Raw genomic sequence first — 9,786 nt, 5'->3', positions numbered from 1 at the left:
TCATATGCTGTTTAACCAGCGTCTGATATCGGCGGGTAAGGCGAGAGTCAATCCCGCCAACAGATAGGTTGAAATCATTCTGCAAAGTAATAACAGGTATCACGATAAATGTGTAGATACCTATGCCGTCAAGCCCAGCCAGAACAGCGGGCTCGGCATATTGAGAATATTGCTCCTGTGGCCGTTGTGATACAGCCTGCGTAAGTTTTCAACGTCATAATGCAGCAGATATTGCTGCCCATCGGCCGCCGTAACCTGCCGGTTGGCGATTAATTCCAGCCGTGCCAGCGCTGGGGATCCCGGCGGCCCACCTGGGGCCGTGCCTGGCGTGGCGTGGTGATCGGTATCCCCTGCCCCGGTCGCCGCAAGCGGACTATTGCCCTTGCCGGCAAAAGAAGAATTGTTCCCTGCTACCGGCCCGGGTTCATCGGCGGCGGCGCTGGGTACCCTGGCAGTCAGCAGGGTCTGTTCTCCGTCCGGCCAACTGGCCATCAACCTATGCAAGGCGGGCAGACCGCCCGCTTTTAGCGCCGACTCGGCCGATGTCATCTGCAAATTGATAAAGCGCCGGGCGATTGATTCTTCCGGCGGTTCGTGGCGGTTGCCGTACAGGATGAAACCGACCCACAGTCCTTGGGTAATCAGCAGAAAAATAAACCAGAACCCGAAGAGGATCTTCCAGAACAAACGCCCGCGTAATCTCATCAGCGAATCCGGTAACCGATACTGCGCACCGTTTCAATACCCAGGCTGCTGCCGGGCAGCAACGACAATTTTTGCCGGATATTGCTGATATGCACGTCGACGCTGCGATCGTAGGCCTCGCGGCGCCGGCCCAGCCCCTTTTCCGACAGGTCGTCTTTGGATACCACCCGGTCGGGCGCGCGAATAAGCAATTCCAGCAGGTTAAATTCCGATGCGGTAAGATCAAACGGTTTCCCTTGCCAGAGACTGGTGCGGGTTGCGGGGTTCAGCAGCAAATCGCCAAAGCTCGCCACGCCCGCCTCGGCCGGCTGTTCTGGACGTTCGTCGAAACGGCGCAGCACCGCGCGCAGTCGCGCGACCAGTTCGCGGGGATAACAGGGCTTGGGCATATAATCATCCGCGCCCATTTCCAGGCCGATGACGCGATCGATATTATCGCCTTTCGCGGTCAGCATAATAATCGGCATACGGCTGCTCTTGCGCACCTGGCGCAACACATCGGTGCCGCTCATATCCGGCAGCATGATATCCAGGATCATGGCGGTATAGTCGCCGGAAAGCGCGCCGTCCACCCCTTCCTGACCGGTCAGTACCAATGTGGTATCAAAACCTTCCGCGGTCAGGTATTCGCTCAGCATTTTGCCCAGTTCGCGATCGTCATCAACCAGCAAAATTTTCATTTTCTCTCTCCACATACCTTGCCATTGCTCTCCTGCGGTATCGCCAGACAGCCGTCCATAATTCACCAGGCCAGAGACCTGCCACTGTTTGACCCGCAAGAGCCGAAAAGGTGCTGCCGGAGGGCCCCAATTAGGCAAAAGGGCTCACTCAGCTTTAGCCTGAATGGAAAACGCCGGTGGACAGGTAACGATCGCCGCGATCGCAGCAGATGGCCACCACCAGACTGCCCGGCGCATCGGCGGCCACGCGCAATGCGCCCGCCACCGCGCCGCCGGAGCTGACGCCGCAGAAAATGCCTTCTTCTTTTGCCAACCTGCGCAGGGTGTTTTCCGCTTCCTCCTGATCGATATCCAGAGTCAAGTCCACCAGCGCAGGGTTAAAAATAGCCGGCAGATACGCGGCCGGCCAACGGCGGATGCCGGGAATATTGCTGCCCGGCGCCGGTTGAAGCCCGACGATGGTCACGTCTGGCCGCCGGGATTTGAGAAAGCGGCCGACGCCCATAATGGTGCCGGTGGTGCCCATGCTGGAGACAAAATGACTGATGCGCCCCTCGGTTTGTCGCCAGATTTCCGGGCCGGTGGTGGTAAAATGCGCCAGCGGGTTATCGGGATTATTAAATTGATCCATGACTTTCGCGCCCGACGCCTGCGCAATGGCGCGTGCCCGATCGCGCGCGCCCTCCATGCCCAGGGCTTTTTCCACCAAAATCAATTCAGCCCCGTAGGCGCGCATCGCCGCCTGCCGCTCGCGACTCATATTGTCCGGCATCAGCAGTGTCAGGCGATAGCCTTTCAACGCGGCAATCATCGCCAGGGCGATGCCGGTATTGCCGCTGGTCGCCTCAATCAACCGATCACCGGGCGCGATCTCGCAGCGCCGTTCCGCCTGCTGGATCATGGATAACGCTACGCGATCTTTCACCGATCCCGCCGGATTATTGCCTTCCATCTTCAGCCAGATCTCGCCGCCGCCGGCGGGAGCCATACGCTGAAGCTTTACCAGCGGGGTGTTGCCTATGCAATGTTCAAGCGTGGTCACGGCCTGGGGTTCCCGATAAAAAAAACAGGCGACCGTGCGGCCGCCCTGTTAGTCGTGCAGTGAGGTAACACGCGCCAGGCGCAGCGTTCCCTTTCGTCTTCACCAAATAGTATCAGATTCCCGCCATAAGAAAAGCGGACGCGGCCTGCTCGCACCCCGCGCGCGCAACACGCCCCCCGCAGCAGGCCCCATTCCCGGTGGCTTCACCGCTAGCCGGTGACTTGATCCTTAAGAGCCGGATAATCGGTATACCCCTCGGCGCCGCGGGCATAGATAGTCTGCGGATTGACTTCGTTCAGCGGCGCCTTATCACGCAGACGCGCCACTAAATCCGGGTTGGCGATGTACAGTTTGCCGAACGCCACCGCGTCAGCCGCACCCGCAGCGAGCACGGCGGCAGCGCTGGCGCCGGTAAAGCCTTCATTGACGATTAAGGCGCCATGGAAATGCTCCCGCAGCGTTGGCGCCAGCCGGTTGGGGAAATCCAGCGCTTCGCGGGCGAAAATAAAGGCCAGCCCGCGCGCATTCAGCTCCCGCGCCACATAGCTGAACATCGCTTTGGGGTCGGAATCGCGCATGCTGTGGGTATCCGACATCAGGTTGAGATGCACCCCCAGGCGATCGGCGGGCCACACGGTTAACAGCGCATCCACCGCCTCCAGTAAAAAGCGGGCGCGGTTGGCTATCGAACCGCCGTAGCGATCGGTGCGTTGATTGGATCCGTCATGCAGGAACTGGTCGAACAGATAACCATTGGCGGCATGCAGCTCGACGCCGTCAAAGCCGCTGCGCTTGGCATTCTCCGCCGCCCGCCGGTAATCCTCGACAATCCCGGCGATTTCATCAGTGGCCAGCGCCCGCGGCGTGACGTAGTTTTTTTGCGGACGGATCACCGAGACAAAGCCCTCCGGCGCAATCGCGCTGGGAGCGACCGGCAATTCCCCGTCAAGGTAAACCGGATCGGATATCCGCCCCACGTGCCACAGTTGGCAGACGATTTTGCCGCCGGCCTGATGCACCGCCGCCGTGACCTGTGTCCAGCCTTCCGTCTGTTCGGGCGACCAAATCCCCGGGGTATTGGGGTAGCCGACCCCCTGAGGCGACACCGAGGTCGCTTCGGTGACGATAAGTCCCGCGCTGGCGCGCTGGGCATAATATTCCTGCGTCAGCGCCCCGGGCACGCGCTGGTCGTCGGCGCGCATCCGGGTCAGCGGGGCCATCACGATACGGTTAGCCAGCTCAATAGCGCCAATTTTCACCGGTTCAAACAATTCAGCCATTACTCACCTCGATAGGAGATTCAATTTCCAACCACCAATACCACGGCCTTCGGCCAGCGTCCGCGCCAGGTCAGCCCTTACAATTATTGTTTACCCTACTATTAAGCCGCAAATGCCGCTGATGACTTTAACTGCACGGGCTTTTTCTTCGGGCGCATCACGGGACGCGGTTCGTGGCCGGCAAGGGGAGGCAACGGCGGGCAGACCCGCGCATCTGGCGGGTCATGCAGGTCATACAGGTCATGCAGGAAGAGGCGCTCAGGCGCTTGCGGCGAAAGCCACCGGCTGCAAGGCTTTATCTCCGGCATAAAGGCGGGCGTTCTGGCCACCCAGGTAGCGGCGTTCGCCGCGGACAGGGGTGCCGGCCGTCTCCGTGGACGCCACCACCGTCCGCGGTTGCTGATGCCAGCCCAGCGGCTGCACCACCAGCTGCCAATAATGGCCGCGCGGACTGACATCAATGATTTGTACCGGCAGCGGGCGGTGGGCGGTGGGCTCTTCGCTTAACGCCATCTCCCACGGCCGCAAGAAGAGCTCCACCGGCCCCTGGTGAATCGGCGCATAATTCAGCGGCCAGTGGTAGGGCCCGACAAACAGTTGGGCGCCGCGAATGTCCCCTTCCAGCCGGTTGACCTCGCCCAGAAACTCCAATACAAAGCGGCTGGCCGGTTCGCGCCACACCTCCTGCGGCGTTCCCACCTGTTCGATATTGCCGTGGCTCATCACCACGACCCTGTCCGCGACTTCCATCGCCTCTTCCTGATCATGGGTGACGAACACGCTGGTAAATTTGAGCTCTTCGTGCAGTTGGCGCAGCCAGCGGCGCAGCTCTTTACGCACCTGCGCATCCAGAGCGCCAAACGGCTCGTCGAGCAATAGGATTTCCGGCTCTACCGCCAGGGCGCGCGCCAACGCCACACGCTGCTTCTGACCGCCGGAAAGCTGGGAAGGATAACGCGCGGCCAGATGGCCCAATTGCACCATCTATGGTCCCCCCAGTTTTTGCAAGGCTGAAATGGCGGTGAGGTTGGTATGCAACAATCTATCCGGCATGTTATGGAGCAAGCTCCTTGCCTCGATGAGTTCCGCACCTGATACATCTACTAAATCCAACGGCTTCGTAGAGCCAATGTGCAAACCAGATTAATTATCAGGCCGATTACCGTTTTCACCATCTACTTCAACGACGCAAAACCAAGGTGGTTATGTTTTTCCAGCGCTACAGATATTTCACGAAATTTTTTCGTGAAATATCTGTAGCTAACAAGTGAAACGCGTTAGCTACTTATTTCTTTCAACATGAAGTATTCCTTTTTGCTTAACACAGCCCATGCAATTCTGGCAAATTTGTTGGCGAGGGCGCAGACTACTATATTGGAGTGTTTTGTTTTTAATAGTGTTTTTGCCCATTCAGCCAACGCACCTGTGCGCTTTTCCATAGTCCTAACATAAGATCTGGCGCATTGAACAAGTAAAGAGCGAAGTTTCCCATTTCCACGCTTGCTGATACCTAATAGATTTTGTCGTCCTCCAGTACTGTGTTGTCTTGGAACTAAACCAACCGATGCTGAGAATTCTCGCCCTTTAGTAAATTGTTTTCCATCACTAAGTTCTGAGGTTAAGAGACTTGCTGTAATTGGTCCGATCCCAGGAATAGATAGCAATCTTAAACCATTTTCATCAGCAGCTAACGCTATTTCAATTTCTTTATCAATTTCGCTAATCTGTTGATGTAAGTATTTATAATGTTCATGAAGACGTTTTAGTGCTGAAATTAAATGGCAGGGAAACTGGTTATCGTTTAATAACTCCGCTAATCTCTTTACTACGGCAGTTCCTTTAGGTAAGCAGATGCCGAATTCATGAACGAAAGCATGCATTTGGTTAGTGACCTTAACGCGTTCGGTAACTAGATTGTCACGTACTCGGTGTAGTGTACATAAAGCTTGTTGGGTCTCTGTTTTCGGTTTTACAAAACGCATGTTGGGTCTGGATGCTGCATCACATATAGCTTCGGCGTCAATGAAGTCATTCTTGTTACTTTTAACAAAGGGTTTAACGTATTGAGGTGAGATTAGTTTTACTTCATGTCCGAAAGATGACAATTTTCTGGCGAGATAATGAGCACCACCGCAGGCTTCCATAGCGATTACGCAGGTAGGGTGTTGTCCTAAGAATTCAAATAGCTTAATGCGCGAAAATTTCTTTCTAAATAGTGTGTTTCCCTTTTTATCTTGCCCGTTTAGGTGAAAGCTGCGCTTGCCAATATCAATACCGATCAATGTAACATTTTTCATTTTATTGATTCTCCATGGGTTAATGCAGATGATTCAATATACCCCAAATTTTAAGGCGGGGGGACCATCTCATTAATCCAGAAGGCTGGTGACTTTTTGCTTGATGGCGGCACGACCGGGACGCTCGCGCCGTGGCAGGACCGTTAAGCCAAAAGCGATGTTCTCGGCGACGGTCATATAGCGAAACAGAGCGTAGTGCTGGAATACAAACCCCACGTGACGATCGCGGGCATGCACCCGGCTGACGTCTTTGCCGCCGAAGCGGAGATGGCCGCTATTATGGTGTTCCAGCCCCGCGATGATGCGCAAAAGCGTCGTCTTACCGGAGCCGGACGGACCCAACAGCGCGACCATTTCCCCGGAGGCGATATTCAGCGAAATATCATTCAATACTTTGCTGTTGGCAAAAAACTTGCTGACCTTATCGATTGCTATACTCATTGTGTGTCCCCCAGTTGAAGCTCAGCCTGATGACGCGCCAGACGCCACTGCAGCCCGCTCTTCAAGCATAATGTCACAATCGCCATCAGGGTCAGCAGCGCGGCGGCGGTAAACGCGCCGACGGTGTTGTAATCCTGATGCAGTAATTCCACCTGCAGCGGCAGGGTATAGGTTTCACCGCGAATAGACCCCGATACCACCGATACCGCGCCGAACTCGCCGATGGCGCGGGCGTTGGTCAGAATAACGCCATACAGCAGCGCCCAGCGGATATTGGGCAGCGTGACGCGGCGAAACATTTGCCAGCAGGATCGCGGCCTCATCCTCCTGGCTACCCTGGCTCAGCATCACCGGCACCAGTTCGCGCACCACAAACGGACAGGTCACGAATATCGTCACTAGCGCCATCCCCGGCCATGAGAACATCAACTGCATATTATGCTCGTCCAGCCAGCCGCCGAGGGGGCCATTGGTCCCGTAGAACAGCAGGTATAGCAGGCCCGCCACCACGGGCGATACGGCGAAAGGCACATCCATCAGCGTAAGCAACAGCTGGCGGCCGCGAAAATTAAAGCGCGTTACCAGCCAGGCCATCAGGGTGCCGAACACCACATTCACCGGTACGGTTATCAACGCGATAAGCACCGTCAGTCAGATGGCGTGCAGCATGTCGCTATCGTTAAGATTGCGCCCCACCGCCGCCAGTCCTTCCGCCAGTGCGGTGGCGAAAATTGAAATCAGCGGCACCACCAGCAACAGCAGAGACACCACTGCGCCAAGGCCGATCAAAAGCCATTTTCCCCACGGAAAAGGCGCGCGCGCGGCGCCGTTGAACACAAAGAGATCCGTCATCATTGCCCTCCCAACCGACGGCCGAAGCGGGATTGCAGCACATTAATGGCGAACAGCAACAGCAGCGACGCCGCCAGGATCACCGAGGCGATAGCGCTGGCCGCCGGGTAATCAAACTCCTGCAGGCGGATAAAAATCATTAAAGAGGTGACCTCGGTTTTCCAGGCGATATTGCCGGCGATAAAGATCACTGCGCCGAATTCGCCCAAGCTGCGGGTGAACGACAGCGCGGTCCCCGCCAGCAGCGCCGGGGCGACTTCCGGCAGGATAACGCGGCGAAAGGTCTGCCAGTGCCCGGCGCCAAGCGTTTGGGCCGCTTCTTCGTATTCCGGCCCCAGCTCTTCCAGCACCGGCTGTACGGTATGAATCACAAACGGGATGCTAGTGAAGGCCATCGCCACGGCGATGCTGAGCCAGGTGTAGGAGACTTTAATGCCAAACTGGGCCAGCCAGCCGCCGTACCAGCCGGTGGTGGAAAATAATGTCGCCAGCGTCAAGCCCGCCACCGCGGTAGGCAGGGCGAACGGCAAATCCATCAGGCCGTCCAGCAGCGTCTGGCCGGGAAAGCGGTAGCGGGTGAGGATCCAGGCCATCAGCATGCCGAACACCGCATTGAACAACGACGCCACCCCGGCGCAGATCAGCGTGATTTTATAGGCCGCCAGCAGCTCCGGGCCGGTAATGACCTCCCAATACTGTGACCAGCTCATCTGCGCTAACTGCATGACCAGCGCGCTTAACGGCAGCAGCAGGCAGACGAACAGCACACTACCGCCGAGGCTCAGGCCAAACCCGGGCAGGACCCGTTTGGTGGTCAGGGCCAGCATTAGCGATGCCCCGCCGCCAATAATTGGTCCAGCTCGCCGCCGCGCTCGAAGTGCGTCGCCATGGCCGACTGCCAGCCGCCAAACCTGTCCTCAACCCGAAACAGCCGGGTCGGTGGGAATTTACTTTTATTTGCGTTCATCATTTGTGTATCGTTTACCCGATAATAAAACCCGGCGATGATGTGCTGCGCCGCCGGGCTGTAGAGATAGTTGAGGTACGCTTTCGCCGCCTGCGCGGTTCCGTTCTTTTCCACGTTCTTATCAACCCAGGCCACCGGAAACTCCGCCAGAATATCCACGTCCGGCACGATAACTTCATAGTCGCCGGCGCCGGCCTGATCGCGCAGCGTGTTGACCTCAGATTCAAAACTTATCAGCACATCCCCCTGCCCGCGTTCAATGAAGGTGGTGGTTGCGCCGCGCCCGCCGGTATCGAACACCTCGACGTTGGCGAGAAATTTCTGCATCCAGGCGCGGGTGCGCGCGCGGTCACCGCCAAACGCCTGCTCCATCGCGCCCCAGGCGGCTAGATAGGTGTAGCGACCGTTTCCCGAGGTCTTCGGGTTGGGAAACACCAGTTGCACCCCATCACGGGCCAGATCGCGCCAGCCGTGGATCCCCTTTGGATTGCCTTTGCGCACCAGAAACGCCATGGTTGAGTAATAAGGCGAACTTTGATTGGGTAAGCGCTCACGCCAATCGGCGGCAATCAGTTGGCCGCGATCGTGCAGAATCTGAACATCGGTGACCTGATTATAGGTCACCACATCCGCCGGAAATCCCTGCAATATGGCCAGCGCCTGCCGGGAAGAGCCGGCGTGCGACTGGCGCACGGTCAGTTTGTCGCCCGGATGTTCCTGCTGCCACTGCGCGATAAAACCGGGATTGAGGGCTGCGAACAGTTCACGGGCCACGTCATAGGAGCTGTTAAGCAATGTGGTGGCCTGTGCCTGTGCGCATGCCAGCATCGCCGCTGCGGCGCATAGTTGCTTTGCCCGGCCGGAAAAAAGCGTAAAGGTCATGTTGTGTCCTGATGGTGATGGACAAAAAGGCCGCCCCGAGAGCCTTATAGTTTATTTATAACGGGGGGATAACCCGTAACGCTTTTATATATCGATTGGTGATTTGCAAGTCGCAAAAGGCATAAGGCTAAGGTTTGCGCGACAGGTTAGCAGCCAGCCAGACCCGCGGGCCGAGGGAGATGACAGCGCGTCGCGGCGCGGGGCCTACGAAAGGAACATCAGCCGCTGGGGCTAAGCTTGATCATCCCGCCGCGTGGTCGACAGGAGGTACATTCGGCCCGCAGCAGACGCCATCGAGCGCGCCCGTCGGTCCCCGCTAGGAATAGACGCTGCGCGAAGGTCAGTGAATAACCCCGAGTTTATTAGAGAGTAATTTTGGCAATACTACGCCGCTTCCTCTGATGCTAATTGCAAAGCGTAATAGTTCATTTCGGCTTCAGTAGGAGGGATGTAACCCAGCCGCCCGAGCAGCCTTCTGTTGTTGTACCAGTCCACCCAGTCCACCCAGTCCACCCAGTCCACCCAGTCCAGCGTGGCCAACTCCACTTCCGTCCGGTTTTTCCAGCTCCCGCGGTGGATAACCTCCGTTTTGTACAACCCGTTGATACTCTCTGCCATCGCATTATCGTAGGAGTCGCCG

Annotated in this window: 8 protein-coding genes and 3 pseudogenes; all 11 read right to left on the bottom strand. The window is 57.2% G+C overall.

Features of this window, described 5'->3' with window-relative positions:
- Nucleotides 1–120: 120 nt before the first annotated feature.
- Entirely contained in the window at nucleotides 121–705 is a 585-nt protein-coding gene (locus CINSTRO3249_RS08805; RefSeq protein ID WP_074013007.1) for a hypothetical protein, read from the bottom strand.
- Complete coding sequence (locus CINSTRO3249_RS08800; protein WP_074013006.1) at nucleotides 705–1,385, bottom strand: response regulator transcription factor; 681 nt, start codon at nucleotides 1,383–1,385, stop codon at nucleotides 705–707. Before CINSTRO3249_RS08800 ends, CINSTRO3249_RS08805 begins: the two co-directional genes overlap by 1 nt.
- A gap of 154 nt (nucleotides 1,386–1,539) precedes the next feature.
- On the bottom strand, nucleotides 1,540–2,427 hold the full coding sequence (gene cysM / locus CINSTRO3249_RS08795; protein WP_074013005.1) for a cysteine synthase CysM: 888 nt from the start codon (nucleotides 2,425–2,427) through the stop codon (nucleotides 1,540–1,542).
- A 209-nt stretch (nucleotides 2,428–2,636) separates the two neighbouring features.
- Complete coding sequence (locus tag CINSTRO3249_RS08790; protein ID WP_074013004.1) at nucleotides 2,637–3,707, bottom strand: alkene reductase; 1,071 nt, start codon at nucleotides 3,705–3,707, stop codon at nucleotides 2,637–2,639.
- A gap of 258 nt (nucleotides 3,708–3,965) precedes the next feature.
- A pseudogene (locus CINSTRO3249_RS08785) lies at nucleotides 3,966–4,691 on the bottom strand (ATP-binding cassette domain-containing protein); the annotation flags it as partial.
- 293 nt (nucleotides 4,692–4,984) lie between these two features.
- On the bottom strand, nucleotides 4,985–6,004 hold the full coding sequence (locus CINSTRO3249_RS08780; protein WP_074013003.1) for an IS110 family RNA-guided transposase: 1,020 nt from the start codon (nucleotides 6,002–6,004) through the stop codon (nucleotides 4,985–4,987).
- A 75-nt stretch (nucleotides 6,005–6,079) separates the two neighbouring features.
- Nucleotides 6,080–6,445 (bottom strand): annotated as a pseudogene (locus CINSTRO3249_RS08775) (ATP-binding cassette domain-containing protein); the annotation flags it as partial.
- Nucleotides 6,442–7,297, bottom strand: a pseudogene (gene cysW / locus CINSTRO3249_RS08770) (sulfate/thiosulfate ABC transporter permease CysW). The pseudogenes CINSTRO3249_RS08775 and cysW, both read right to left, overlap by 4 nt.
- Nucleotides 7,297–8,124, bottom strand: coding sequence for a sulfate/thiosulfate ABC transporter permease CysT (gene cysT / locus CINSTRO3249_RS08765; protein ID WP_074013002.1), 828 nt, complete (start codon nucleotides 8,122–8,124; stop codon nucleotides 7,297–7,299). Before cysT ends, cysW begins: the two are co-directional and overlap by 1 nt.
- Entirely contained in the window at nucleotides 8,124–9,146 is a 1,023-nt protein-coding gene (gene cysP / locus CINSTRO3249_RS08760; protein WP_074013001.1) for a thiosulfate ABC transporter substrate-binding protein CysP, read from the bottom strand. The genes cysT and cysP overlap by 1 nt, the downstream gene beginning before the upstream one ends.
- A gap of 384 nt (nucleotides 9,147–9,530) precedes the next feature.
- Nucleotides 9,531–9,786: integrase core domain-containing protein (locus tag CINSTRO3249_RS08755; protein ID WP_143146880.1), on the bottom strand; the 256-nt coding region annotated here is incomplete at its 5' end.

This window comes from Candidatus Sodalis sp. SoCistrobi, from assembly GCF_900143145.1.
In the GTDB taxonomy this organism is placed as follows: domain Bacteria; phylum Pseudomonadota; class Gammaproteobacteria; order Enterobacterales; family Enterobacteriaceae; genus SoCistrobi.
The sequence above is the reverse complement of the archived record's forward strand: the minus strand, read 5'-3'. Positions and strand labels throughout refer to the sequence as shown.